Genomic DNA, 25,118 nt, shown 5'->3' with positions numbered 1-25,118 from the left:
AATGGAATGAATCAAGCCTTTTTGGAAATAAGTTCATTTCGTCTATTTTATGTTTATGCTAATTGTGACCGAATTGTGACAACTTTTTGTCTATTTAGACGAAAAGTTGAAACAAAACTTTCAAAAAGGACAATTCTACTTATAAAAAAAAGGTTATGGAATGTTTCATCCATAACCTTTTTTCAGCCCTATTCTACAACTCATCCACCGTACTTCATGTGATTTTTGTAGAGTTATTTTATTTTTATTCATCGACATCAAAACAAAATCTTGAAAAAACTTCCCACACGAGTTCATTTCTACTACTTACCCCAGTCTTTTCAAAAATGGATTTTAAATGATCTTGTACCGTGTATATAGATATACAAAGTTCATGGGCTAATTCCTTTGTCGACATACCTGTAAGAATTTTACGTATTACTTGCTTCTCACGTGTTGTAAAACTATACACTTCCGTAATAAGCGGAAAGATTTCTTCCGGTCTTGCTCTTTCGAATAGAACAACATAACCACCCTGAAAACTACTTGTACGTTCTAACTTACTGGCCCGAATGATTAAAAAATGTCCATAGGCTAAAGGTATACAAACTTTTTCTTCTCTATTCATACAACCTACATTATATTCGTTAGCCTTTACTTTCGAACAAACCGCACGTATTGGCCTTGGTATTTCTTTTATATTTAACTGTTCATACTTTCTAAGATTTGAAAGCCAATCGCTGCCATCTTGATTCCAATATAATAAATTAAAATCCTCATTTAATATAATCGTGCCTGTCCCTATTACCTTATCTTCTGAAAAAGGTTTAGGAAATGCCTTTTTTAAAGCCTCTCCAGCAATCGGGACTATCGTTTCCAAATACTTACAATCATCTATATGAAAAGCGGGACTTGTACTCCCTCGAAATAAACTAAGATGCCCAAAACAGTTCCCTTTACTCATACAAACGCCTCTTAATTCATCTCCAAAACTTACTGGTTTTAAAATATTTCGGTATCTAGAGCTTTTCTTTTGTTCACCATTTGTCACCATACTAAGAGAAGCAACATGAGGATAGTGTTCTGATAAATATTTAAATTTATTAAAATCATCTTCTAGAAATTCATTCATAAACAATTGTGGATGAATCTTTTCAACACTTTCATCCGTAAATGCCCCAGTAGATAAAAAAGAAATTGGGTCTATAGCTGTAAAACAAGCGGCGTCAAAATCAATGACTTTACGTATTAAGTGGAGAAATGACTCTTGAAATGTCCTTATAGAACTTATACGATTCGCTACCATTGTAATTTCTTTCGTTATTTTTTCATACATCCTCTTCCCCCCAGATTTACGGGATTGTTTCCCTTCATAATTTCATTCCATAATAAACCTATAATACACATACTTAGGAGGTTAAAAATGAATTGGAATGATACTACCGTAAATTCATATGAACAAAGAATTCCATGTAAAATCCCAGGCTACTACAACCTATATGAAATGATGAATCATTTCTTGTTTACTACACTCCCTAAAGAAAATATGAATCCAAATTTACTAGTTATAGGTGCTGGTGGCGGACAAGAAATTCTTTCAATAGGCAAACAAAATGGCAACTTATCTTTTACAGGTGTTGATCCATCTGAAAGCATGCTACAGCTAGCTAAAAAAAGAATTGAAAGCGAAGGCATACAAAATCAAATTCACTTTGTACATGGAACTGTCCATTCATTATTAACCAATCCATTATTTGACTCTGCTACTTGTATGCTTGTTCTTCATTTCATACCAACTATTAAGGAGAAAAAAGAGCTTCTTAATGAAATCAGTAGTCGCTTAAAACCTGGTGCTCCATTCTTTCTCTCTACAATAAATGGTGTACCCCATACAAGTATGTTTTCTGCACAATTGAATGCTTGGCGCAACCACATGATGCAAAATCAAATTCCATTAGAAGATTGGAACCGATTTGAAAATTCTTTTGAAACAGAAATATTTCCTATTTCCGAAACGAATCTACTAGCTATCATGGAGGAATGTGGATTTACTCAAATCAATCGCTTTTTCACAAGCCTTTTAATTGATGGATACGTAGCAATAAAACAATAATGAAAAAAGGTAAGCAATTGCTTACCTTTTTTCATATACATCTTCTACACTTGACTAATAAATCTCAATCCTTTACTTAAAGAAGTCGGCACAACAGATGCATGATTCTCCCCTTCAGCTTCATAAAACATAAATCTAAACTGATCGTGTTTTACTTGGAGAAGGCGCTCTGATAATTCGTTTGCACCTACAACCATATGCTCTCGTTCCAATGACCCAACTGTAAGGAATACTCCCGTTTCAACCTTAGCATTGTTTAATTCATTTATAAGATTCTTTTCTTTTTCAAGCACGGATTGGTTATTCCACCAAATAGATGGACTACTTATAAAATAATTTTGAAAGGCATTTACGCTTGTGAATAGTATATGTAAAGCAAATAGACCACCTAAAGAATGTCCAAATAACGTTTGCTTTCCTTTATCAATCTCAAATTCCTTTTCAATTTGTGGTTTCAATTCTTCTTCAATAAAAGTAAAGAAGTTATGTGCTCCCCCTGTTTTAGGCCACGGTTTACCGTCCGGTTTTAACGGGGCATCTTTTGAAATTACGACAGGTGTAAGATCATAACATCTTTCTTCTCCTGAAAATGCGCCTTCAATTGGATAACCAATACCTACTATAATTGCTGGTGACACACCTGTTTTTTCTGCTCTTACCGATTGTATTTTAATAGCTTCATGGAACGTTTGGAAAAAGGCGTTCCCATCTAATACATATATAATAGGATAACCAGAATCCGGTGCTGGCTGCTTCGGTTTTGAAATATGAATTTGATACTCACGATTCTCTAATGTCGAATACATTTTCCACTGTTCGGTATTAGATACAATAATTTGTTGTTTTTCAATAGCAGTATTCATTATGCACATCCCCCCTTAACTCGTTACATACATCTCTACTTTTTCCTCTTGAAATACACTATCATAACCGAAGCAAACGGGAGCTCCGTTATATGGATCTATCATGACACGCGCATCGATATGAAATACCTCTTTTAGCACCTCGTTTGTAATAATTTCTATAGGACTACCAGTTGTAATAATGTTTCCTTCTTTCATTGCGATAATTTTATCTGAAAATCTAGCTGCGTGGTTAATATCATGTAATACCATTACGACCGTACAATTATGTTCTTTATTCAGTTTCTCAACGATTTGCAGTACATCTAATTGGTGTGACATATCAAGGTATGTCGTTGGCTCATCTAATAATAAAACTTCCGTCTCTTGCGCTAAGGCCATTGCTAGCCATACTTTTTGTCTTTGTCCACCTGATAAATTCGCAATTTGTCTCGTTCGAAACGCTGATGTTTTGGTAATATCTAATGCCCAATCAATCATTTCTTTATCTTTTGAAGTTAACTTATTCACGTTATTACGATGTGGATAACGCCCATAAGAAACCAACTCTTCTACCTTAATCTCTCCTGGGGCAATCGGATTTTGCGGAAGCAAAGCTAACTGTTTCGCGATTTCTTTCGTTGAAATCGTATTTAAATCTTGTCCTTGTAAATATACTTTACCGCTTTTTTGTTTTAAAATTCTTCCCATCGTTTTTAATAATGTCGATTTTCCGCATCCATTTGGACCTATAATTGTCGTTACTTTTCCCTTTTGTATTTCCACATTTAAATCGCGAAACACTGTAAGTTTTTCATAATTTGCTTCCAAGTTTTTTGCACTTAAAATATTCACTTATGTTTCCTCCTCTTACGCTTTCGCCTTATAAAGTAAATATAAGAAATACGGTACACCGACAATAGCAATAACAATCCCTACAGGCAGTTCTGCAGGCATAAAAATTGTTTTTGCGATAAAATCTGAAGCAATTACAAGTAGCATCCCAATTACTCCGCATGTAGGAATTACATATTTATGTTGAATGCCAACAAGTCTTTTGGCTATATGTGGCGCCATTAGACCAATAAATCCAATACTTCCTGAAACAGCAACACATGCACTTACAAGTCCAATACTGCTTAATAATAGAATAGACTTCTCTCTTTCTACTGAAACACCTAGACTTGTAATACTCGTTTCTTCCAATTGAAATAAATCTAGCAAATAAGCTTTCTTTTTTATAATTGGAATTAATATAATAAGCCATGGCAACATTGCAATAATGTATTTCCAGTTTGCATTATATATGCTACCTGAAACCCAGACAGCTGCCATTTCAAAGTCAGTTGCTTTCATTTTCAATGATAAATACATAGAAAGCGCTCCGAAACCTGACCCTATTGCGATCCCTGTTAGTAACAGACGCTGTGAATCTAACTTTCCATTTCGCCAAGAAAATATATAAATTAATATAGCCGCGCCTAACCCTCCAACTAAGCCAAACATCGGCATCATCATTATAGAAATCCAATCCGTACTCTTTATTTGTCCTTGGAAAAAGAACATAAAAATTACGATTGCAGTTCCTGCACCAGCATTTACTCCTAAAATACCCGGATCTGCTAAACCATTTCTCGTAATCCCTTGAATAACAGCGCCAGCTATCCCTAGACCTAATCCTACTAGGCCAGCAATTATGATTCGCGGCAGTCTAAAATCAAATATAACTAAATCATGTTCTGGGACTGGATCAATCCGAAAAATTGTTCGAAAGACGTCCATAATTGTAATATCAAATGTACCATTCGTTAAGCTAATATAAATGGTACATAAAATTAAAAGTATAATAGTCCCCATAGTCATTACAAAACGCTGATTTGAGCCTTTAAGCATGTCTCTCTCCCCCTCTTGTACGAATTAAATAAAGGAAGAAAGGAATTCCAATTAGAGACGTAACAACGCCTATTGGTGTTTCAAATGGATAGTTTACAAATCTGCTTAACACATCACATAAAGCAAGAAACACACCACCAATTACTCCAGCACAAGGCACAATCCATTTATAATCTACACCGATTAAAAAGCGGGTAATATGAGGAATAATTAGTCCTACAAAACCTATTTTCCCTACTAAAGCAACTGCTGTACCAGTCAGAAATACAACAGATAAAATTGCAGTCACTTTTATAATTTTCGTACGCTGCCCTAAATTAATAGACACTTCTTCTCCCAGTGAAAGGATTGTAATAGATTTTGAAATGAGAAGTGCTAAAATAATACCAACTATACCAAAAGGAATTGCTAATTTAAGTATATTGGGATCTACTTGATCTAATTTCGCGTTGTACCAAAAACTAATATTTTGAGAGACTTGAAAATAAGAAGCAATTGCGGCAGAAAGACTACTTAAGAATGTCCCTATCACGGTTCCTATAATTGCTAATCTTACAGGTGACAATCCGTTTCTAAGCAGTGAACCAAATCCAAAAACAATTCCCGCACCTAATGCTGAACCCAGCATAGAACATAAAATCATGTTGACTGAAGACATTCCTGGAAGGAATACCATACACATTGTAATAACAAAAGCAGAACCATCCGTCACACCCATAATAGAAGGGGATGCAAGATAATTCCTTGTCATCCCCTGCATAAGTGCTCCTGATATGGCTAGAAAAGCTCCAACTAAAAGAGCTCCAATTACCCTTGGTAAACGAGATGTAACAATAATATTATGATTTACATTACTCGAATCAAAATGAAACAATGCATTCCACGTCGTTTCAAAATCGATATTTTTTGTCCCATATAAGATAGATAAAATAACAGTAAGTAAAATACATATGGGTGCTAAGCATAAAATTATCATTGGAAGTGAATTTATTTTCCGCATATCATTCAACGCACCTTACTAATTTTATTATTTAGTCAAATTTTTCACTGCTTCTTTTAAAAATACTGTTTTACTCCAAGCAGTACCACCTTGTGCAATAGGATCTACAGTATTTACAAATACTTTCTTCTCTTTTACAGCATTTACACTTTGCCAAATTGGATTACTTTCTATTTCTTCTAGCACTTTCGGTTTATTATTTTCACTTGCTTCATATTGTAAAAATACGTAATCTGGATTTATTTGAGCCAGTTGTTCTAAAGAGAGTTTCTCTTGCGCTTTTACATTTTTAAGTTGTTCTGGAGCAGTTAATCCAAGGTCTTTATAAATTACAGGGTTGAAGTATACTCCTTCTGGATAAACGAATAATGTATTCGCTCTTAATCTTATTACAAGTACCTTTTTATCTTTTAACTTATCTCCAATTTTTGCTTTCGCTTTTTCAGCGTCTGCTTTATAATCCTTAATAATTTTTTCTGCTTTGTCTTTTTTACCAGATAGTTCTCCCATTAATTTTAAGTTTTCTTCCCAATCTGTAGAAACATGTGATATTGGGATTGTTGGAGCTACCTTCGTAAATTTCTCAGCCGCTTCTGCTGGGAATTTCGTACTTGATGTAATAACATCAGGTTTTAATTGAAGTAATGTTTCAAAGTTGGGTTCCATTTTCTCACCGACAGATTTCGCACCTTCTAAATCTTTTGCAACGTTCCCTGGTAATTTCCCACCAACCGTAATTGCACCTACCGGTTTAATTCCAAGTACTGCCGCATCTTCCATTGACTCTAAACTAGCTGTCGCAATTTTATCTACTTTTGCTGGTACTGTATATTCTTTACCTAAATATGTAATCTTTCGCTTTTCGTCTTTTTTCGTTTCCGTAGCCTTTGTCTGTTGTTTTTGTTCCCCAGAAGTTTTGTCTGCACTATTACATGCTGCTAAACCAACACTTAAAACTGTAACCATCCCTAATGTAAATAACTTCTTGTTCATCTTTATATATCTCCTCTCGAAATCTTCAAATATATTATTTCAACAATGAAACTTAATTATATGAAACATAATCCTCATCTATATTTCACATCATTAATAAATCTACGTAAAATGGAGAGCCATTCTCGTTCACTTCCCCTAGTATTAAATTCTTTACAACCCTCATCCCACGATAATCACTAACAGTGATAATGATTATCGTTATTAAGTATATATTTAATATCAGATTATTTCAAGAATGATTTGAAAAATTTTAACAAACTGAACAAAAAAGAAGTATCTCCTTTTTTCAGGAAGATACTTCTTTTTTTAGAAATCTATATGTAATTCAACTGGACAATGGTCCGATCCCATCACTTCACTATTAATTTTCGCATCGGTAATTTTATGTTTTAGCCTTTCAGAAATCACAAAGTAGTCTAAACGCCAACCGATATTTTTCGCTCTTGCACCCATACGATATGACCACCATGAGTACGCTCCTTCTTGATCAGGATAAAGATAGCGATACGTATCAATGAATCCCGCCTCTAAAACACATGTGAATTTCTCTCTTTCTTCATCCGAAAAACCAGGATTTTTCCGATTACTTTTCGGATTTTTTAAATCGATTTCTTTATGAGAAACGTTTAAATCACCGCAAAAAACAACTGGTTTCTTCTCATCTAACCGCTTAATATACGCCCTGAAATCATCTTCCCATTCCATTCTGTAATCTAAACGTTCTAATCCTCGTTTAGAATTTGGTGTATACAGCGTTATCATATAAAAATCATCAAATTCTAACGTAATAACTCGTCCTTCTTGATCATGCTCTTCAATCCCTAAACCATATGTAACAGAAATCGGTTCTTTTTTCGTGAAAATAGCCGTTCCTGAGTAGCCTTTTTTCACAGCATAATTCCAATATGTATAATATCCCTCGGGATTTAAATCAATTTGTCCACTTTGTAATTTAATTTCCTGTAAACAAAATATATCTGCATTAGATTCTTCTAGATATTCTAGAAATCCACCTTTTGCAATAACTGCTCGCAAACCATTTATATTCCATGAAATCAACTTCATCTATGTTCCTCCTCTTGATGTGCATTTTCAATTTTCATGCTAACACAAAATAGATACCCTATCATAGTTTCATCTTTGTAATCTTGCTCTTACATTCGTAAATACGTACATACGTACTTTATTCAGGTTATACTAATGCCAGAGGTGATGTTCTGTGCATAATGAAGAGTTCACAGTAACAAATGAGTATTGGCAAGCAATTATTCATAATGACTCCACATATGATGACAAATTCTTTTACGCTGTAAAATCAACCGGTATTTTTTGCCGACCATCATGTAAATCGAGAATACCGAATAAAAACAATGTACGTATTTTTCTTAAGGCAGAGCAAGCATTACATGAAAATTTTCGTCCGTGTAAACGTTGTAAACCAAACGGGCTAACTTTACCTAATGAAGAATGGGTAGAGCAAATTAAAGAATATATCCAAAAACATTATTGTGACGTGCTAACCCTCGACTTACTCGCAGAAATATGCCATGGTAGCCCTTATCATCTACAACGCACTTTCAAGAAAATTGTAGGGATTAGTCCAATAGAATATATACAGCAATTCAGAATTAAAAAAGCGACAGAATACCTTTCACATACAAATCAATCCATTATGGAAATTAGTACTGATGTCGGGATAGAAAATCCGGAGTATTTCGCGACTTTATTTAAAAAGAAGACAGGATTTACCCCTACTGAATATCGAAAAAAGAACGGAATAAAAGAGGTATGAAATAATGAAACCATATGAAAATAAAACTATATATTGGACATTGCTTATTCATAAACATTGGCGTATGCATATTGCAGCTACTTCAAATGGATTATGCTTCATCGGATCGCAAAATGAAACTTTTGAAGAACTAAATACGTGGGCTAGCAAAAAACTGCCACAACATACATTCATCCAAAATCCAGATCATCTGCAAACATATACAAAAGAACTTATCGAGTATTTGGAAACCAAACTAGAAACCTTTACAATTCCTATCGATGTTTACGGAACTGCATTTCAATTAGCTGTTTGGAATACAGTACGTGAAATTCCTTATGGGGAGGCACATTCTTATTCAGAGATTGCGGAAAGAATTCAAAAACCTAACGCTGTACGTGCAGTTGGGACTGCCGTTGGGGCAAATCCTCTGCTTATCACTATTCCTTGTCACCGCGTTATTGGGAAAAATGGTAAACTTACCGGTTTTAGAGGTGGTTTAGAAATGAAAAAAGAATTGCTCAAATTAGAAGCGCTTCGGGAGGAGTAAATATGACAGAGGGCTGTAATGAAATATTGTCTTTAGTCGTTCCAAAAGAATTTAGTTTTCAAGAAAACTTACGCTATCTATCGCGTTCTAAAAATGAATGTATGTTTCATATTGAAAACAATAAAATCTATAAAGTCATTCCTGTTCAAAACATAAATCCATTAGTTGAAATTGGTTTGAATGCCGATAGTAATATTCAAATACGTTTTTTAGGAGAATCATATGTCTCTGAAAAATGGGCACACGATGCCGTATCTAACTATGTAAAAGAGTGGTTTGATTTAACTACTGATTTAGCTCCCTTCTATAAATTAGCTAAACACGACCCACTCCTTCAAAAACCCATTAAAGAATTTTACGGTCTTCGTACTTTGGGAATTCCGGATTTATTTGAAGCACTATGCTGGGGGATTCTAGGTCAACAAATCAACCTCACATATGCCTATACTCTAAAAAGAAGATTAGTCGAAAATTTTGGCGATTATGTAGATTGGAACGATAGAAAACATTGGATATTCCCCTCACCTGAAGTAATAGCAAATCTACGTGTAGAAGATCTCGCAATGTTAAAAATGACTACAAGAAAGTGCGAATACTTAATTGACGTCGCGCAGCTCATTACAGAAGGTAAATTATCAAAAGAATCTCTATTACAAATACAAGGTGTGAAGCAAGCTGAAAAACAATTAACTAGCATTCGCGGTATAGGGCCATGGACAGCTCACTATGTTTTGATGCGTTGTTTACGATTCCCTTCAGCTTTTCCAATTGATGATGTTGGTTTGCATAATGCAATTAAATTTATAACAGGTTCCGAAAAGAAACCGACTAAAAATGAAATAAAAGAATTTGCAGTAAATTGGATACATTGGGAGTCTTACGCGACTTTTTATTTGTGGCGTGTTCTATATTAAAAAAAAGCATTTTTAAGTGCTTTTTTTTAATATATTTTCAGGCGATATTTCATCATCGCTTTTTGTATAATAGTTTTCATCATGATATGGTAAAGATAAGTGTTCTAACTTCTCATCGTCTTCTACACACATGACTTTTAAAGTATATCCTTCGAAATCAACTGGAAAGAAAACTTCTTCACTTTGATTTTCATTTATTGCCAAATCAATCATATCCCTTAATTGCTCTAACCCTTCTTTATTTCCAATAATAATAGCTTGATCATGCCACATTTGTTGTCCATATATATGACAGACCTTATAATCTTTGAAATTCATAAATGTTCTCCTATCTACTTTTTCACATGCAAAAACTTCACACATACCGGTTCTGGCGCACTTATTCCATCCTGTAAGAGCACTAATTTCCCCGTTAATTCATTTCTAGAGAATAAAGTCAATGTATTAGATTTTTCATTCGCAGCAATTAAAAATCTTTCTGTCGGATCTAAAGAAAAGTCCCGTGGCCAATCCCCTTCTGTCGATACTGTTTCAATAAAAGCGAGCTCTCCATTGTGCTCATTCACTCGGAAAACCGCGATACTATTATGTCCCCTATTTGCTGTGTAAACAAACTTGCCATCAGAAGAAATGTGAATTGCACTTCCGTAACTATCTTTTCTAAAATCTTCAGGTAATGTAGAAATGTATTGTTTTTCTTTAAAACTGCCACTCTTTGCATCATATTGAAGTACAATAATCTCTGAACTTAATTCTGTCATAACGTATGCAAGATGTTTATTGGGATGGAATACAAGATGTCTCGGACCGCTACCAGGTTTAACAGATAAACAAGCAGCTTCCATTAATCCTCCGTCACTTTCTTTATATGTAATCACCTTGTCTATTCCTAAATCAACTGCTACTACATATTTTTCATCAGGAGTAAAATCCATATAATGAGCATGTGCCTTTTCTTGCCTTTCCTTATTTGGTCCTGACCCTTTATGTTCTACAATTACCGTAGCAGTATTTAAACTTCCATTATCCTTTTTCACTAAATAGGACTCTACTGTTCCTTTATGATAATTAGCTGCTACTACTATACTATTCTCCCGATTCACACTTACATAGCACGGCGATACCCCTTCTAAAACTTGCATGTTAATCGAATTTAGATTACCGGATTTATTATGAATGGAAAAACTAGCAATTCCACCTAACCCATTATCTTTCGCAACAGAATAAAGGTACTCGTTGTTATGACTAATCGTTACATATGTCGGACTTCCTATATGAGCTGCTAATTCAATCCCTTTAAGTTCTCCGATGTTCGTATCAAGTATAAATTTATAAATCCCCTTACTCTCTGCTTTTGTATATGTCCCTATATAACCATGAAACTGATTTTCACTCATAACATTTCCCCCTTTTACAAACGTCTTGTAACAAGTTTCACTTTGTATTTTTTACTATAGAAAAGAACCAAGTAGCACTTCATTACTACTTGGTTCTCTTTTTAAGCTTGTTCTTCAAATCGTCTTGCAATTTCTACAATTACTTGAACAGCTTTTTCCATAGTATCTACCGAAACATACTCAAATTTACCGTGATAGTTTTCACCACCAGTGAAAATATTTGGCGTTGGTAATCCCATATACGATAATTGTGATCCATCTGTTCCACCACGAATTGGATGGATGTTCGGTCCGATATTTAAACTTTTCATCGCTTCATATGCAATATCAACAATTTCTCGCACTGGTTCAATTTTTTCAAGCATGTTATAGTACTGATCATTCATCTCTAAAACAATCGCATTTTCACCGTACTTCTCTTGCATGTTTTTCACAATATCTTTAATGTTATTTTTACGCGCTTCAAAATGAGTACGATCAAAATCTCGAATAATATAGTAAGCCTTACTTTGCTCGACATCACCATTTAAAGAGAGTAAATGATAGAAACCTTCATACCCTTCAGTATATTCTGGCGCCTCTTCTACTGGCAACTGTCTATCGAATTCCATAGCGAGTTTACTTGCGTTACGCATTTTGTTTTTCGCTGTTCCAGGATGTGTATTTGTCCCTTTAAAAGTTAATTTAGCGCTTGCAGCGTTAAAACTCTCATATTCTAAACCACCTAATGGACCTCCGTCCATCGTATAAGCAAACGATGCACCAAACGCTTCTACATCAAAATGCGCTGGTCCACGACCAATCTCTTCATCTGGTGTGAATGCTACTCTTATTTTCCCATGCTTAATTTGCGGATTATGTATTAAATAGTTCATTGCTACCATGATTTCTGTAAGACCAGCTTTATCATCTGCTCCAAGAAGTGTTGTACCATCAGTTGTAATAATTGTATGTCCTTTATATGATGGTAATTCCGGGAACTGTTCAGGTGTTAACACAACATTTAATTCTTCATTTAACGTAATCGCATTACCATCAAAATTTTCATGAATTTGTGGGTTTACGTTTTTCCCTGTAAAATCTGTTGCTGTGTCTAAATGCGCTAAAAAGCCGATTACAGGAACATCTTTATCTGTATTTGCAGGTAATGTTGCCATTACGTAACCATTACCATCCATCGTCACTTCTGATAATCCAATCTCTTTTAACTCTTCCACTAATAACTTACCAAATTCAATTTGTCCAGGTGTTGTTGGTACTGTATGACTTTCTTCATTTGATTGGGTATCAATTTTTACATATCTCGTAAATCTTTCAATAAGTTCTTGTTTCAAGTTCGTTCACTCCCTTTTCTGTTTCTTTCTCCATTATAATCCTTAAAACGAAATATTTTAACTTTTTTGACTGTGAAAATATATATCCATTTACATTTTTAATAAATCATAAAAAGACATAATATTTGTACATTAAAATTCAAACATGTAATATACATCATTATATATTGGGAGGTTTTAAAGATGAGGCTAACTCTCTTTCGCTATTTTCTTTTTTTCCTAGGATTAATTTTTTTTGGACTTGGAAATGCTCTCGCAGTCAAAGTTAAATTCCTCGGGTTACATCCTTGGGAAGTATTAAATATGGCTCTCTATGAACGATTCGGATGGACACTTGGTACTTGGAGTGTCATATGTGGATTATGTCTCGTTCTTATCTCTTTATTAGTAGATCGAAAATATATAAACGTAGGTACATTTTTAAATGCACTACTTATCGGTCCTATTATGGACTTTTTCTTACGATCAAACATCCTTCCAAACGCTAGTGATTATTTATGGATAAACTTACTCATTTTATTTTCTGGTATTGCAATTACAGGAATTGGGGGAGGGATGTATGTTGCGGCTGGGATTGGTGCTGGACCTCGCGATGGATTCATGCTTACTATTTCTGACAAAACTGGGTTATCTATTAGTCGTGCTCGAATCATTGTAGAATGCTTTGTACTAGTCATTGGATACATGCTAGGAGGTCCTATTTTTATCGTAACTTTTCTATACACTTTTATTCAAAGTCCAATATTCCAGCATTCATTTAAGGTATTTCAAGCACTCTTACATACTTTACATAGCAAAAACAAAGAGCAAATTAATGAAAATATATAAAACATAACTTAATACCAATTACTCTTTTCATTAACTTTCTTACAAATAATTCACCCTATTTACGATTCCCACCGCAAATAGGGTGTTTCTTTTTTCATCCGATAATATATATTTAATTAAACATCAAGAGCATATACTACTCATTCACAATAAAAGTATATACATCATTATAAATACAACCATTTACTCTAATAACATACTTACCCGGTTTATTGAACTGAACTGTATAATTACTTAATTGTACCGCTTCTTTATCTCCTGAAAGAATATCAATACTTCTACCACTCAATAAATAAGATTCACTTTGATTCATCGCTACATTAATAGTATTGAACTTCTCCTCTTTCACTTGCATTGTTTCTGCAGCGCTTACACTTGGTTCTAAAAAAAGTAATCCACTTAATCCAATTGAACCCGCTAGAGCTACTCCTGCAAATTTTTTCATTTTTTTCATCACAATGACCTCCTTATAATTTTAGTGTAAAGGCGATGTCCCCCCTTACACCACAAAGCCTATATGTTAAGAAATGAAAAGTAAACGTGTACAGTAAGACAAAATTCTACATTTTTTTCTCCTATTGAATATAAATCCAGCGTTTGGAGTTTTGTCACATTTAAAATTGTTTCCCTAAACCAATTTCTCAATAAACTATTCAAAAACTGAATAATTATTTATTGATTTAACATTCTAAAAATAGTTGATAAAGATGCTTTCTCTTCAAAAAAAGAGTGTGTGTTAAAAGTAACTTTTAACACACACTCCATATATCCCATTTCATTCTTCTCTCCATAATCTCTCTACATTTATTAATTGCTCGTCTTTAAATTCCAGCTTATATACGTCTGGCTTTGATGTATTCATTAAAAATTCAAGCCCATATTGGTTATCAAAATAGTTCATCATCAATGTCATTACAAGCCCATGTGTACCAACTACAATTTTATGTCCTTGAAAATCTATTAATATTTCTTTTAATATTTTCACTACTCTTCTCTGACAATCCACATACGACTCTCCTCCAGTTAGTGTGAAATCTGGATTAGAGAACATCTTCTTTACGAGTGGATACACTTCCTTATCTGATATAATCTTATCCTCACTTAAAAATCTACACTCTTTGAGATTTTCATATACTACTATTTCTTTTTCATGGGAATTAGCTAACTTTTCTATTGTTAACATTGCCCTCTTATACGGACTTGAAATGAAAGTATCAATCCCCTCTGTTTTTAATATCTCAGTTACTTTATGGGCATCTAAAGTTCCCTTCTCAGTTAATCCACGTGTTCTTTCATCTCCTTCTAATTTTGGTGATTCACCATGCCTAACCATATAGATATATGTATTCATAATTCCTCCTTGAAAATATTTATAAGTTAATTACTTACTTTAATCTTTTCCGTATCAAAACTTGAATACAATCAAAATATTAATTTATTCTTTTTTTATGAACTTTGCTGAGCAGTTCGTCTAACCCACTCCAAAACTAAATTCTCAAATAATTCAGGCTGTTCAATTTGTAAATTATGTCCCGCCATATCTAATACCGCTAATGTCGCTCTTGGATAATCTTCAATGATTCCTACAATATCTTGATAACCTACCGATATATCTTGTCTTCCAGCTAATAAAAGAACAGGTTTCTCATATTTTTTATGCTGGAAGTCCAAAGTAAGAGAGTAATTCTTTTGTAATCTTTCAATAAACCCATCATTAGCAATATCTAGCCCAGGCTTAATTTCTTCTTTGAAACGCTTATATGTATACTCATTCGCAACCACTGCTAACTCACAAAATTCTTCCCTTTCGGTTGAAGTAAGCGTATTTAAAAATTCTTCCTCTCTTACAATTACCTGTTTATCTGGGAGAAGCCTTTTTTCTCGTTGCGCTACAACAACAGGACATACTAACAATAATCCATTAACTCTATCAAACATCTTTGAAAGTATCCCGCTAGCTAAATATCCCCCGTAAGACTCTCCTACTAGTAAAAAATCTTTAGTTGGGATGATTTTCTCAATAAATGCAGTTAACAGTTCTAATATACAATCTGAACTATTTATCCAATCTGGGGCATTCGATTTCCCCATTCCAGGTAAATCAATATAAATTCGTTGATATCCTACAGACTTCTGAAACACTGTTTCCATACATTTCTTCATTAATCTATGGTCAGGAGAACACCCATGTATGATAAGTACTGGCTTTCCTTCTCCAATGATTTCATAGTATACTTCTGCATCCCTAATCCGGCATATCATAAAAAAACCTCCCTATTTTTATATTCACCTTTAAAAACAACCCGCTCAAACTCAAAAGAATACACGTTCTCATTTTACATCTTTTCAGAAGTTAATTTCAAATCTTAATTTTCAGATTACAAATACAAAAAGCTTCCCTATGAGTGTATCTCCTCCAAGGAAACTTTTTTATATTTTCTTATACTCTATCAAAATTCGAAACTTCTCTAGCCTCATTCTTCTATTTGCATCAATACAATTCTCCAACCATCTGGGTCCTCTATAGTAATCCCCTTTTCTTTCCAATATGGATTTTCTGGTTCTACTTCATCGTATCCCATTGCATGCAGCCTTTTACTCACTTTTTCTATTTCATTATATTCTCTTATATAAAACACAAGTAAATTATCTTTTGTTGGGGCTGGACATGGGCTTCCATCTATATGTCTTGTAAATTCTAAATGATATTCTTCATCCGGTAGACCAAACATGACTCCATCATAACCATCATGATCATAAAACTCACCTATACGTTTTAAACCTAATCCTTCTTCATAGAATGCAATAACCTCTTCAAATTTATCAGTTGGACGTGCTATTCTAAACTTCACCCATTTCATCGTGATTTTCCCTCCATATTAAAAATCAATTACTGTATTACATATTATTGTATATAATCAACACGTTTCTTTAATCCCTCATTAGTATGAGAATAGGTACATACAAAGGTCTTACTTAATACACTTTAATAACGAAAAACTCCCCTCATCTAGAGAGAAGTTCCCATCACTTTATATGCAATTTTACATCTCCGCTTGCAAATCACTAAAAAACCTTTAAAATCTAAAGGATGACTAAATATACAAATTCTATCTGCATTCCTTATAAATTGAAAAATCATTGAACTCAATACTTTTTCAATTTTAAGAAGTATTACATTCTTCATTTTTTCCTTATAAGCATGCTTTTTATAAGGAAATCTGATACAATCCTTAAGTAATATTATTATGTATAGATATTACGAATATAGTACATACTTAAAGAAGGTGATTTTTTTGAAATTAAATAAAAATTTACAGCTATGTATATTAATCACAACATTAATATGCTATTCAATCTATTTTATGTTTTTCTTTCTATTCCCTACTAATTTTTCAAATTTCAATGTACGCTTCGCTTCACTCATCGTTGAAGTCATTACATTTATATCGCTAATTTACTCTATATACTCTAAAAAAGTTAGTTCAAATCCTTTTTGGATATGTATTACAATTGCAATTGGTAGTTTTTTATTAGGAAAAGTAGTATATACGTATCAAGATACCTTTTTCGAACTTCCAATACATCATTTTACTATTTCTGATGTATTTTACATGTTTTTTCTATTCTTCTGCCTTATCGCTTTTTGCTATAAGATTTTAAAAGAATGCAATAAATGGGAAAAAGCTTTCTTTATTTGTGATATATGTATAGTACTTACTTCCATATTCACATTAGAATGGTATTTATTTAATCAGCCAAATTTAAATATATTCTCACTTTCACTCGCAGATATTTTCCTTTCATTTCTATATCCAATTGCAGATCTATTATTTCTTCTACTAGGTGTTAGTCTCTTTTTCCGCCCAACAATTTTTAAGTCCAAGCGGAAAATTTATATCTTTATTTTTGTATTAATTAGTTCTGCAACTTTTAACTATATTTATTTTTACTTAAATACCCATTTATCAACTGACACTATAACATTTTTACGTCTTTTATATAGAATACCTATATTGCTTATCGCAATAGCTGGGTCTATTTCAGAAGATGATAATAGCCATAAAAATTATTTCATTGTAAACCCTATACTAGGAAAGAAAGTTTTAGTCGTATTTCCCTATCTTGCTGTTGCAATACTAATCGGGTTTACGTTAAAAGAACAAACATCATCTTCAACTCTCATTACAGGAAATTGTATCGCTTTTGTTTTCGTACTTATTCGCCATTCTATTGTGCGTATGCAAAACGACACCCTAACAAAACGTTTACAAGTATTTAATGCTCAACTAGAAGAAAAAGTTACTTTAAGAACTTCTGATTTAGTCCATAAATCAGAGGCCCTATCTCAGAAACAACAAAAATTCAAATCATTATATGAATATCATCCTGATCCCATTTTTACGATTGATTTAAATGGAATATTCTTAAATGTAAATAAAGCAGGAAGTATACTACTTGGAGCACCAACGAACGAGTTACTTGGTGAGACATGTTTTTCTATTATTTTAGATGCAGATAAACATAAACTGATATCTGCATTAGAAAAAGTTAAACAACAAGAATCAGCATCCTTACAACTTAGTTCTCAATATAAAGATGGCTTTACTTATTTTTTATACGTTACCATCGTTCCTATTATGATAGATGGACAAATTTCAGGAAGCTATATTATGGTAAAGGATATTACCGCACTAAAAAAACAACAAGAAGAAATAAAATATTTAGCATTCCACGATACTGTAACGAAAATTGGGAATCGATCCTTTTTCCATAGGAAGCTAAGAAAATTTATAAAAAATGCTCAAACAACACAAAGTGAGTTTGCATTATTATATTTAGATTTAGATCGCTTTAAAGTAATTAACGATACACTTGGACATTCGTCAGGTGATTACATATTAGAAGAAGTAGCAAAACGTTTCCAATCATGTCTTCCATCACATACTCATCTGTCAAGAATCGGTGGTGATGAGTTTACAATCTTAATTGAAAACTATACTGACGAAGATTCCTTATTCGAGTTATGTAACCAATTATTTGAAAGCATGGAAAAGCCGTTTGTCATACATGAGCATAAATTAACTTTATCACTGAGTATCGGTATCTCCATTTATCCACATTCCGGAATCGATACCGCTACACTTCTGAAAAACGCTAATGTTGCAATGTATGATGCAAAGGCAAAAGAGCTCAACTCTGTCTCTATTTATGACGATGTAATCGCTAAAAAAATCGAAAGACGATTACGATTAGAAAAAGATTTACCAAACGCAATACAAAATGAAGAATTGTTCCTTTTGTATCAACCTCAAGTTGATAGTGAATCTAATAAAATTATCGGTGCAGAAGCTTTAATCAGGTGGAATCATCCTGAATTAGGTGTTATTTCTCCATACGAGTTTATTCCGATTGCAGAAGAAACACTACAAATTATTCCAATAGGAAAATGGACATTACAGCAGGCTTGTGAGCAAATGAAACGTTGGCACGAACTCGGATATTCGCATTTAAAAATAGGGGTAAATTTATCTGCTAAAGAATTTGAACAAGACGGCTTTGTAAAATCTATTTCTTCTACTTTAGCAACTACAGGCTTACCAGCAAGTTCCCTTGATCTAGAATTAACAGAACGAATTGCAATGATGGATGAGAGAGAAACATTGATAAAACTGCGTACACTAAAAAGTTTAGGGATTCACATTTCAATCGACGACTTTGGTACAGGCTATTCTTCCCTAGCCTACTTACCTTTATATCCAATCGATACGTTAAAAATCCCAAGAGAATTTATTACAATGTCTGAAACGTGTGAAGATGGAATGGAAATCATTAAAACAATCATCACATTAGCAAATACATTAGGAATGTCTGTCATTGCTGAAGGCGTAGAAACGAAAGAACACGTAAATTTCCTTCAAAAAAATAAATGTCAGTTTATTCAAGGTTACTATTACAGTAAACCTATTCATACTAATGCATTTACTGAGCTATTAGAAATCGGTATTCACCAATAGTACATAGCTAATCGGTATAAGTAATAATGAATTTGAGCAACTATAGTAAAAAGGAAAGAAGATACCTTCTTTCCTTTTGTATTTCTATTTAAATTTCTATTACTTCACCACTTCATTTATTATATCTATTAATTGATTAATCCCCTCATCATTTGTTTTCTTATATCCATTCATGTTTTGAATATATCTCTCCTTATTTGTATACAACTTATTTACTGCATGTGTAAATGTACTACTGTTTACTCTATCTTGAAGTAAAACTTCCGCATATCCTTGTCGTGCAAAATGGTCAGCATTTAAAACTTGATCCCCTCTACTGGAACCATTAGTTAACGGAATAAGCAACATCGGTTTCTTCAAAAATAACAATTCAGAAATAGCAGTAGAACCAGCCCTGGAAACTACAACACTTGCCATATTCAGTATATGTGGCAACTCTTCCCCTATATATTCAAATTGTATATAACCTTCCATTCCGATAGAAGGATCCACCTTCCCTTTACCACACATATGAACAATATTAAAATTTAATAATAATGTATCTAAACTTTTCCTTACCATATCATTTATCCACTTAGCACCTTGACTCCCACCCATTATTAACAATACCGGTTTATCTTGCTGAAATTTACAATAGCTTCTTCCTCGTAATACGTTGCCTCTCTCAATTTCTTCCCTTACAATTGGCCCTACATAAACCTTCTTCTCAGTACTTACATTACCCCCTGTTTGAGGAAATGTTGTGCATAGTTTTTTAGAAAAAGGTAATGCTATTTTATTTGCCAACCCTAACGTACTATCTGGTTCACGTATTATTATAGGTACACGATTTAACCATGCCCCTATAACTACAGGAACTGAAACAAATCCTCCTGCCGAAAAGATAACGTCAGGCTTCATTTTCTTAATTAATTTATAACTTTGTAAACAACCGTTTATAATTTTAAAAGGATCTTTAAAGTTCTCCCAATCCCAATATCTCCTAAGTTTTCCTGTTGAAATACTATTATACTTAACATTCTGAACTAATAATTTTTCAATTCCATTTTGAGATCCAATATACTCAACTCCCCATCCTTTTTCTATAAATTTAGGAATCAATACCATATTAATCATTACGTGTCCGGCTGTACCGCCCCCAGTAAAGAGAATCTTTTTATTCATAACTTATATCCACCTTTATCATTAAAAGTCTAGCTTTATAGTAATCTTTCAAATGTACATTAACTTACTATGATTTATATAAATCTTTAACTCCAGACCTATGTCTTGCAAAAGATCTTTAATGAGTTCATAAAAATCATTTCCATACTCACTACATTCATACTGAGTAAAGACTTGGATTACAGGCCTAGTTCCTGTATATATTGTTTTGGGGTTTCGATTAACCTTTTCCACATATGCTCGACATGTATTTATCGCCTCATAGATGCGCAAAACATGTTCTTCTTCATCTTTCCAATCCAACGTATCCACAATCGAAAGAAATAGCGTACTTTGATTATCTATCGCTTCATAACAATTCATATATTTGTTACATCCTTTTATATTTTTATTGAATGCAGATTTCACTACACTTCGCATATTCAAGTACATCTTTTAATGATTGCTGAAATTGAATTTCTGGGATCCATCCTAATTTTTTTATATCCTCTAATAATAAATTTTCATTTGAGCTGCTCCCACTATTCTCTTTTTCTTTTATAGTAAAATTCAGCTGTGTTAATCCTTTAAATTGCTCCAATACATCTAATAAAGAGCGTTTTACTCCTGATCCAATATTATATTGTTTTCCATTTATACCATCACGTAATAACACATGATACGCTTTAACTGCATCACGTACATCCAGAAAGTCCCTACTATCTTTCAAACTGTTTATTTCAATAATTGGTTCACTTTTCCCCAACTGTATATCTATCATTTTTTTTGCAAGAATAGAACAAATGCCATTCGATACTCCTGGGCCAATTAAATTTGAGGGCTTTGCAATGATAATATTTGAATCCATTAATCCGCCCCAAGCCTCTGCAATAATGACTTGCATAGTTTTACTTAAACTATATGGATTTGAAACTTTTATGTTTTTCATACTATCTGCTTGCAATGCAGATCCTATAACTAATGTTTTACAATGCGAGGCTTCCTGCTTAATGGCTTCTAATAAATATAAAGTCCCTATTACGTTAATCTCTATATATTCCAGAGAAGCTGTCCAAGACTCATTAACTGAGTTTCTTCCTGCTAAATGCAATACATAGTCTGGTTTTATTTGTTTAATTACCTTCATTACTTCACTCTTATTTGTTAAATCACAAGTAATACCATTTTCGATTTTTTCTCTATGTGAACGATTTTGAAACATAGGAATTACATGAAAGCCCTGCTCTAAAAAATATTGGTAAGCATGACGTCCTGTGAAGCCATTTGCACCAGTTATTAAAAGGCTCGCATTTTTTTTCATCGTAAAAACCCTCCTTTTTCTAACATTTGTTTCACCTCGTATTTTGTAAGTAAGTCTTGTTGAGAACTAAAACTATTCACATCCACAAGCGGATAACTAGCATAATATTCTTGGAGTCCTTCTATAGGAATAGTCGGTAGTACCACAAAATAATTTTGATCAAAACTAATACTTGTTTTACTCTCTACCTCAGATAAAAGCATTTCACTTAATTTTTCACCAGGTCTTATTCCTACCTCTTTTATCTTCACGTTTTCTTTTTTTGAATCTTCAATCAATACTTTCGCTAAATCCGTTATTTTACATGCTGGCATTTTCATAACAAAGATTTCTCCTCCTCTTCCTTCAGATGCTGCTTTAAATAACAATCCAACAGCATCTTCAATGGTTAAGAAAAATCTAGTCATATTTGCATCGGTAATCCCTACTTTTGAAGATTGCTTAATTTGCTTTTTAAAAAGCGGTACCACACTTCCACTCGTTCCTAAAACATTTCCGCCACGAACACAAATGAATTTTGTTTTCTTCGTTTGCACATTCGCATGAACCATTAATTTTTCACCAATTGCTTTTGTCATCCCATACGTATTTGATGGATCGGCCGCTTTATCAGTTGAAACATATATAACTTTCTCAACTTGATTCTGGATAGATGCTTCAATTACATTTTGCGTACCATGTATATTTGTTTTTATAGCTTCATAAGGATAATATTCACATACTGGAACATGCTTTAAAGCTGCAAGATGAAATACATAATGTACACCTTGGCAAGCATATACTAGTTGCTCTTTATCACGAATATCTCCAATAATAAATTTTAATCTCTCTTCATTTATAAACTGTTGCTGCATTTCAAACTGAACCGTTTCATTCCTTGAAAAAACTCTAATTTCTTTCGGTGATTTTTCTAATAGTTGTTTTATAAGTTCATGTCCCCACGAACCTGTACCACCAGTAATTAAAATTATTTTATTAAGCATTCCTTTTCCTCCTACCATACATTTCAATTCAAATTGTATTTATTAAGGTTATTGAATTATTTTCAATTGATTCAAATCATAATCGTCGTTTGTTACATTTAATTGACAAAATAAAAAAACAGAAACTATTTTTTAATAGTTTCTGTTTTTCATTTCACTTCTTAGCAATTAGATTTTCTTTATACTGTTTGAATGATCACTATATTACTGATTTAAAAAACACCGCTCATTTATTTCTTATACTCGTAATAAAATAAAGTGAAACTTTAATTAGTGGGGATTTTGTCCATCCCCCACTGATTATTAGTTGAATCAATCGGGCTTTTACGAGCAGCCCCACCCTCACCTAACTTCTTTGCTTTAGCCGACTTTTGAGATGGGAGTCTTACTGCTCGTTAATAGCGGGATAAATGGAATGATTCATAACCAATACCACATTTAAACTCATAGCAAAGGGAGGTAATGGAATGTACCAAAGCAATTCAAACAATACATCTAAGGAATTCTCAAAAGCACTCCCTCTCTCCCTATTCGACGTGAAAAACGAGTTACAACAAAAAAGCGATCTCATCTCTTCTGTTACCATATATAAATTAACGAAAGAAGAGCAACTTATCATCGATAAAATTAAAGCTCAGACAAAAGAACTAAATAAAAATAACGTCACAAGAACACGTGCATACTACCAATTTTACATTCAATATCCAGAAATACATTGGGCACTACTTGGGCATATCGTATCACGTAACGGTGGCTGGAATATGACAGATTTAAAGGGAGATTTATATACGAGGCTTTTATCCGAGAAAGATCAAATTACATTTTTCTCTTTTTTAGAAAGAGGGAATTGGCTCATTTTCCAAGATGTATATCCTCAATTTTTACTATATGAGCAAAGTGTAAAAAAATCAAAAAAGCTATTTCACCTTCTCACTCACTTAAATGTTTCTACATTTATGGAAACAATGTGGAACGATTTTTGGAAAACAGGTAACAAAAAAACATTAGCGATCGCAACTATTGTTAATGAACAAAACTACTTAGAAAAAAGAGTTATTCAAAATGCACACTTTAAAAAGACTGTATTAAATAGTATTGGATTTAAACTCTTTGATTTTTTTCAGTTCAATCATATCCTTTTCCCATTTTACGAAAATGATAAAAAGCAAAAAGTATTACTATTTGGTGATACAATGAAACATTTCACTTCTTTGCATGAACGAATTTCACTTGGAAAACGTTTGTATTCATTGTTATTTCGGGATACACATATTTTATCTCAAATAATAAACTGGGTCGATCACCATCCACATACAGGCTCAAGAAAAGATTACTGGCCTCATTTATTTTCTAGTGTAAATGAATCTTTTTCGCGTGAGTTTTATAAACGCCGAATAAAGAAATGCCAGTTACGTAGTGACGCGTATCGTATATACAGCCCTGCACTCATCTATGCATGGCGGGATATGAAACATGAAGAAGTTGAAAATGAAGATTGGTTTAACGATTGGCAAGTTGTAAATTATTTAGTTGATAAGGAGGAAAATATAAATGGACAAATTACAGAAGACTACTGCAAAACACTCGAAAAAATTGAACTCGCAATTCTCGCGAAGAAAAATGTCCTCCTTCGAGAAGAAGAATGATTTTTTAGCATTATTAGTTACAGTCTTACTTTCTTCTATTATTGGAACTTGCTTAGATGCTTTCTTTGTGCATACACAAATATATTCCTTTCCAGTTAGACCTTTCTCATCTATATTTTCAGTTAACATAGGCTTTACGTTGTTTGTGCTACCAATTTTAACAATCATTTTCATACAAATTTCAAAAACATTATCTGCAGTTTCTAGAACTCTATTTATTATTTTAATAGGGCTTTGTGCTAGTATTTTTGAACAAGTTGCTGAGAGGTTAGGCTTATTTGTACATAGTACGGATTGGCAGCATAGTTATTCTTTGTTTGGATATATCATTTTCTTTTCTCTTATTTGGAAATTATATACTTGGATGCAAAAATAAAGAGACCGTTATAAT

At 33.1% G+C, this 25,118-nt stretch carries 26 protein-coding genes; 8 read left to right on the top strand and 18 right to left on the bottom strand.

Going from position 1 to position 25,118, the window contains the following annotated elements:
- Window positions 1-244: 244 nt before the first annotated feature.
- Window positions 245-1,315, bottom strand: coding sequence for a helix-turn-helix transcriptional regulator (locus MR155_RS04125; RefSeq protein WP_242308216.1), 1,071 nt, complete (start codon window positions 1,313-1,315; stop codon window positions 245-247).
- Window positions 1,316-1,402: 87 nt separating this feature from the next.
- Between MR155_RS04125 and MR155_RS04120 the strand changes: the two genes are divergently transcribed.
- Complete coding sequence (locus MR155_RS04120; RefSeq protein WP_219303369.1) at window positions 1,403-2,092, top strand: class I SAM-dependent methyltransferase; 690 nt, start codon at window positions 1,403-1,405, stop codon at window positions 2,090-2,092.
- A 44-nt stretch (window positions 2,093-2,136) separates the two neighbouring features.
- On the opposite strand, the gene MR155_RS04115 is transcribed toward MR155_RS04120, so the two are convergent.
- The 6 genes from MR155_RS04115 to MR155_RS04090 all read right to left on the bottom strand — a co-directional run bounded on the left by MR155_RS04115 (window position 2,137) and on the right by MR155_RS04090 (window position 7,888).
- Window positions 2,137-2,955: an alpha/beta hydrolase gene (locus MR155_RS04115; RefSeq protein ID WP_113936879.1), complete on the bottom strand. Its 819-nt coding sequence runs from the start codon at window positions 2,953-2,955 to the stop codon at window positions 2,137-2,139.
- A 15-nt stretch (window positions 2,956-2,970) separates the two neighbouring features.
- Window positions 2,971-3,789 carry an ABC transporter ATP-binding protein gene (locus tag MR155_RS04110; RefSeq protein ID WP_219303370.1) on the bottom strand — a complete coding sequence of 273 codons (819 nt, stop codon included), beginning with the start codon at window positions 3,787-3,789 and terminating at the stop codon, window positions 2,971-2,973.
- Window positions 3,790-3,804: 15 nt separating this feature from the next.
- Window positions 3,805-4,827, bottom strand: coding sequence for a FecCD family ABC transporter permease (locus MR155_RS04105; RefSeq protein WP_219303371.1), 1,023 nt, complete (start codon window positions 4,825-4,827; stop codon window positions 3,805-3,807).
- Entirely contained in the window at window positions 4,820-5,827 is a 1,008-nt protein-coding gene (locus MR155_RS04100) for a FecCD family ABC transporter permease (protein ID WP_002087983.1), read from the bottom strand. Before MR155_RS04100 ends, MR155_RS04105 begins: the two co-directional genes overlap by 8 nt.
- A 27-nt stretch (window positions 5,828-5,854) precedes the next feature.
- Window positions 5,855-6,820: an iron-hydroxamate ABC transporter substrate-binding protein gene (locus MR155_RS04095; protein ID WP_002087985.1), complete on the bottom strand. Its 966-nt coding sequence runs from the start codon at window positions 6,818-6,820 to the stop codon at window positions 5,855-5,857.
- Between the two features lie 309 nt (window positions 6,821-7,129).
- Window positions 7,130-7,888, bottom strand: a complete 759-nt coding sequence (locus MR155_RS04090) for an exodeoxyribonuclease III (RefSeq protein WP_242308214.1) — start codon at window positions 7,886-7,888, stop codon at window positions 7,130-7,132.
- Between the two features lie 154 nt (window positions 7,889-8,042).
- On the opposite strand from MR155_RS04090, the gene MR155_RS04085 reads away from it, so the two are divergent.
- Genes MR155_RS04085 through MR155_RS04075 form a run of 3 tightly spaced genes read left to right on the top strand, consistent with a single transcriptional unit; the run spans window position 8,043 to window position 10,058 of the window.
- The gene (locus tag MR155_RS04085; RefSeq protein WP_002014656.1) at window positions 8,043-8,615 is read left to right on the top strand and encodes a bifunctional transcriptional activator/DNA repair enzyme AdaA; all 573 of its coding nucleotides are present in this window, start codon (window positions 8,043-8,045) and stop codon (window positions 8,613-8,615) included.
- A 4-nt stretch (window positions 8,616-8,619) separates the two neighbouring features.
- Window positions 8,620-9,144 (top strand): methylated-DNA--[protein]-cysteine S-methyltransferase, encoded by a 525-nt coding sequence (locus MR155_RS04080; RefSeq protein WP_113936875.1) that lies wholly within the window; start codon window positions 8,620-8,622, stop codon window positions 9,142-9,144.
- A 2-nt stretch (window positions 9,145-9,146) separates the two neighbouring features.
- A complete protein-coding gene (locus MR155_RS04075) occupies window positions 9,147-10,058 on the top strand; it encodes a DNA-3-methyladenine glycosylase 2 (protein WP_242308191.1) in 912 nt (303 codons plus the stop codon).
- 12 nt (window positions 10,059-10,070) lie between these two features.
- Here MR155_RS04075 and MR155_RS04070 read toward each other — a convergent pair whose 3' ends face one another.
- The 3 genes from MR155_RS04070 to pepT all read right to left on the bottom strand — a co-directional run bounded on the left by MR155_RS04070 (window position 10,071) and on the right by pepT (window position 12,789).
- Window positions 10,071-10,376, bottom strand: a complete 306-nt coding sequence (locus MR155_RS04070) for a hypothetical protein (protein WP_016362105.1) — start codon at window positions 10,374-10,376, stop codon at window positions 10,071-10,073.
- A 14-nt stretch (window positions 10,377-10,390) separates the two neighbouring features.
- Window positions 10,391-11,455 carry a lactonase family protein gene (locus MR155_RS04065; RefSeq protein ID WP_242308172.1) on the bottom strand — a complete coding sequence of 355 codons (1,065 nt, stop codon included), beginning with the start codon at window positions 11,453-11,455 and terminating at the stop codon, window positions 10,391-10,393.
- 101 nt (window positions 11,456-11,556) lie between these two features.
- The gene (gene pepT, locus MR155_RS04060; RefSeq protein WP_242308169.1) at window positions 11,557-12,789 is read right to left on the bottom strand and encodes a peptidase T; all 1,233 of its coding nucleotides are present in this window, start codon (window positions 12,787-12,789) and stop codon (window positions 11,557-11,559) included.
- 183 nt (window positions 12,790-12,972) lie between these two features.
- On the opposite strand from pepT, the gene MR155_RS04055 reads away from it, so the two are divergent.
- Window positions 12,973-13,617, top strand: a complete 645-nt coding sequence (locus tag MR155_RS04055) for a YczE/YyaS/YitT family protein (RefSeq protein ID WP_242308152.1) — start codon at window positions 12,973-12,975, stop codon at window positions 13,615-13,617.
- A gap of 136 nt (window positions 13,618-13,753) precedes the next feature.
- On the opposite strand, the gene MR155_RS04050 is transcribed toward MR155_RS04055, so the two are convergent.
- The 4 genes from MR155_RS04050 to MR155_RS04035 form a co-directional block, all read right to left on the bottom strand.
- Window positions 13,754-14,071: a hypothetical protein gene (locus tag MR155_RS04050; RefSeq protein ID WP_219303377.1), complete on the bottom strand. Its 318-nt coding sequence runs from the start codon at window positions 14,069-14,071 to the stop codon at window positions 13,754-13,756.
- Window positions 14,072-14,392: 321 nt separating this feature from the next.
- Window positions 14,393-14,968: a histidine phosphatase family protein gene (locus MR155_RS04045; RefSeq protein WP_219303378.1), complete on the bottom strand. Its 576-nt coding sequence runs from the start codon at window positions 14,966-14,968 to the stop codon at window positions 14,393-14,395.
- A 95-nt stretch (window positions 14,969-15,063) separates the two neighbouring features.
- Window positions 15,064-15,879, bottom strand: coding sequence for an alpha/beta fold hydrolase (locus MR155_RS04040; protein WP_242308133.1), 816 nt, complete (start codon window positions 15,877-15,879; stop codon window positions 15,064-15,066).
- A gap of 212 nt (window positions 15,880-16,091) precedes the next feature.
- Entirely contained in the window at window positions 16,092-16,478 is a 387-nt protein-coding gene (locus MR155_RS04035; RefSeq protein WP_113936867.1) for a VOC family protein, read from the bottom strand.
- Window positions 16,479-16,913: 435 nt separating this feature from the next.
- Here MR155_RS04035 and MR155_RS04030 point away from each other — a divergent pair, with 435 nt between their 5' ends.
- Window positions 16,914-19,634 carry a putative bifunctional diguanylate cyclase/phosphodiesterase gene (locus tag MR155_RS04030; RefSeq protein ID WP_242308130.1) on the top strand — a complete coding sequence of 907 codons (2,721 nt, stop codon included), beginning with the start codon at window positions 16,914-16,916 and terminating at the stop codon, window positions 19,632-19,634.
- Between the two features lie 99 nt (window positions 19,635-19,733).
- Here MR155_RS04030 and MR155_RS04025 read toward each other — a convergent pair whose 3' ends face one another.
- The 4 genes from MR155_RS04025 to MR155_RS04010 are packed head-to-tail and all read right to left on the bottom strand — an operon-like array spanning window position 19,734 to window position 23,081.
- Complete coding sequence (locus MR155_RS04025) at window positions 19,734-20,798, bottom strand: undecaprenyldiphospho-muramoylpentapeptide beta-N-acetylglucosaminyltransferase (RefSeq protein ID WP_242308111.1); 1,065 nt, start codon at window positions 20,796-20,798, stop codon at window positions 19,734-19,736.
- Between the two features lie 48 nt (window positions 20,799-20,846).
- Window positions 20,847-21,161, bottom strand: coding sequence for a DUF6572 domain-containing protein (locus MR155_RS04020; RefSeq protein WP_219303383.1), 315 nt, complete (start codon window positions 21,159-21,161; stop codon window positions 20,847-20,849).
- 25 nt (window positions 21,162-21,186) lie between these two features.
- Window positions 21,187-22,098 carry an SDR family oxidoreductase gene (locus MR155_RS04015; RefSeq protein WP_113936864.1) on the bottom strand — a complete coding sequence of 304 codons (912 nt, stop codon included), beginning with the start codon at window positions 22,096-22,098 and terminating at the stop codon, window positions 21,187-21,189.
- Complete coding sequence (locus MR155_RS04010; protein ID WP_242308076.1) at window positions 22,095-23,081, bottom strand: UDP-N-acetylglucosamine 4,6-dehydratase family protein; 987 nt, start codon at window positions 23,079-23,081, stop codon at window positions 22,095-22,097. The genes MR155_RS04015 and MR155_RS04010 overlap by 4 nt, the downstream gene beginning before the upstream one ends.
- A 467-nt stretch (window positions 23,082-23,548) precedes the next feature.
- Here MR155_RS04010 and MR155_RS04005 point away from each other — a divergent pair, with 467 nt between their 5' ends.
- Window positions 23,549-24,727 (top strand): DUF2515 domain-containing protein, encoded by a 1,179-nt coding sequence (locus tag MR155_RS04005; RefSeq protein ID WP_219303385.1) that lies wholly within the window; start codon window positions 23,549-23,551, stop codon window positions 24,725-24,727.
- Window positions 24,702-25,103: a CBO0543 family protein gene (locus tag MR155_RS04000; RefSeq protein WP_242308072.1), complete on the top strand. Its 402-nt coding sequence runs from the start codon at window positions 24,702-24,704 to the stop codon at window positions 25,101-25,103. Before MR155_RS04005 ends, MR155_RS04000 begins: the two co-directional genes overlap by 26 nt.
- The last annotated feature ends 15 nt before the right edge of the window (window positions 25,104-25,118 follow it).

The organism is Bacillus cereus group sp. BfR-BA-01331 (assembly GCF_022663915.1).
GTDB lineage: Bacteria > Bacillota > Bacilli > Bacillales > Bacillaceae_G > Bacillus_A > Bacillus_A mycoides.
Note: the sequence above shows the minus strand (reverse complement) of the source record. Positions and strands in the feature narration are given on the sequence as shown.

What these genes read in the sequence shown, in the direction of transcription:
- MR155_RS04125 (WP_242308216.1), bottom strand. Translation starts at nt 1,315, where the DNA reads ATGTATGAAAAAATAACGAAAGAAATTACAATGGTAGCGAATCGTATA.
- MR155_RS04120 (WP_219303369.1), top strand. Translation starts at nt 1,403, where the DNA reads ATGAATTGGAATGATACTACCGTAAATTCATATGAACAAAGAATTCCA.
- MR155_RS04115 (WP_113936879.1), bottom strand. Translation starts at nt 2,955, where the DNA reads ATGAATACTGCTATTGAAAAACAACAAATTATTGTATCTAATACCGAA.
- MR155_RS04105 (WP_219303371.1), bottom strand. Translation starts at nt 4,827, where the DNA reads ATGCTTAAAGGCTCAAATCAGCGTTTTGTAATGACTATGGGGACTATT.
- MR155_RS04100 (WP_002087983.1), bottom strand. Translation starts at nt 5,827, where the DNA reads ATGCGGAAAATAAATTCACTTCCAATGATAATTTTATGCTTAGCACCC.
- MR155_RS04095 (WP_002087985.1), bottom strand. Translation starts at nt 6,820, where the DNA reads ATGAACAAGAAGTTATTTACATTAGGGATGGTTACAGTTTTAAGTGTT.
- MR155_RS04090 (WP_242308214.1), bottom strand. Translation starts at nt 7,888, where the DNA reads ATGAAGTTGATTTCATGGAATATAAATGGTTTGCGAGCAGTTATTGCA.
- MR155_RS04080 (WP_113936875.1), top strand. Translation starts at nt 8,620, where the DNA reads ATGAAACCATATGAAAATAAAACTATATATTGGACATTGCTTATTCAT.
- MR155_RS04075 (WP_242308191.1), top strand. Translation starts at nt 9,147, where the DNA reads ATGACAGAGGGCTGTAATGAAATATTGTCTTTAGTCGTTCCAAAAGAA.
- MR155_RS04070 (WP_016362105.1), bottom strand. Translation starts at nt 10,376, where the DNA reads ATGAATTTCAAAGATTATAAGGTCTGTCATATATATGGACAACAAATG.
- MR155_RS04065 (WP_242308172.1), bottom strand. Translation starts at nt 11,455, where the DNA reads ATGAGTGAAAATCAGTTTCATGGTTATATAGGGACATATACAAAAGCA.
- MR155_RS04055 (WP_242308152.1), top strand. Translation starts at nt 12,973, where the DNA reads ATGAGGCTAACTCTCTTTCGCTATTTTCTTTTTTTCCTAGGATTAATT.
- MR155_RS04050 (WP_219303377.1), bottom strand. Translation starts at nt 14,071, where the DNA reads ATGAAAAAAATGAAAAAATTTGCAGGAGTAGCTCTAGCGGGTTCAATT.
- MR155_RS04045 (WP_219303378.1), bottom strand. Translation starts at nt 14,968, where the DNA reads ATGAATACATATATCTATATGGTTAGGCATGGTGAATCACCAAAATTA.
- MR155_RS04040 (WP_242308133.1), bottom strand. Translation starts at nt 15,879, where the DNA reads ATGATATGCCGGATTAGGGATGCAGAAGTATACTATGAAATCATTGGA.
- MR155_RS04035 (WP_113936867.1), bottom strand. Translation starts at nt 16,478, where the DNA reads ATGAAATGGGTGAAGTTTAGAATAGCACGTCCAACTGATAAATTTGAA.
- MR155_RS04025 (WP_242308111.1), bottom strand. Translation starts at nt 20,798, where the DNA reads ATGAATAAAAAGATTCTCTTTACTGGGGGCGGTACAGCCGGACACGTA.
- MR155_RS04020 (WP_219303383.1), bottom strand. Translation starts at nt 21,161, where the DNA reads ATGAATTGTTATGAAGCGATAGATAATCAAAGTACGCTATTTCTTTCG.
- MR155_RS04015 (WP_113936864.1), bottom strand. Translation starts at nt 22,098, where the DNA reads ATGAAAAAAAATGCGAGCCTTTTAATAACTGGTGCAAATGGCTTCACA.
- MR155_RS04010 (WP_242308076.1), bottom strand. Translation starts at nt 23,081, where the DNA reads ATGCTTAATAAAATAATTTTAATTACTGGTGGTACAGGTTCGTGGGGA.
- MR155_RS04005 (WP_219303385.1), top strand. Translation starts at nt 23,549, where the DNA reads ATGTACCAAAGCAATTCAAACAATACATCTAAGGAATTCTCAAAAGCA.
- MR155_RS04000 (WP_242308072.1), top strand. Translation starts at nt 24,702, where the DNA reads ATGTCCTCCTTCGAGAAGAAGAATGATTTTTTAGCATTATTAGTTACA.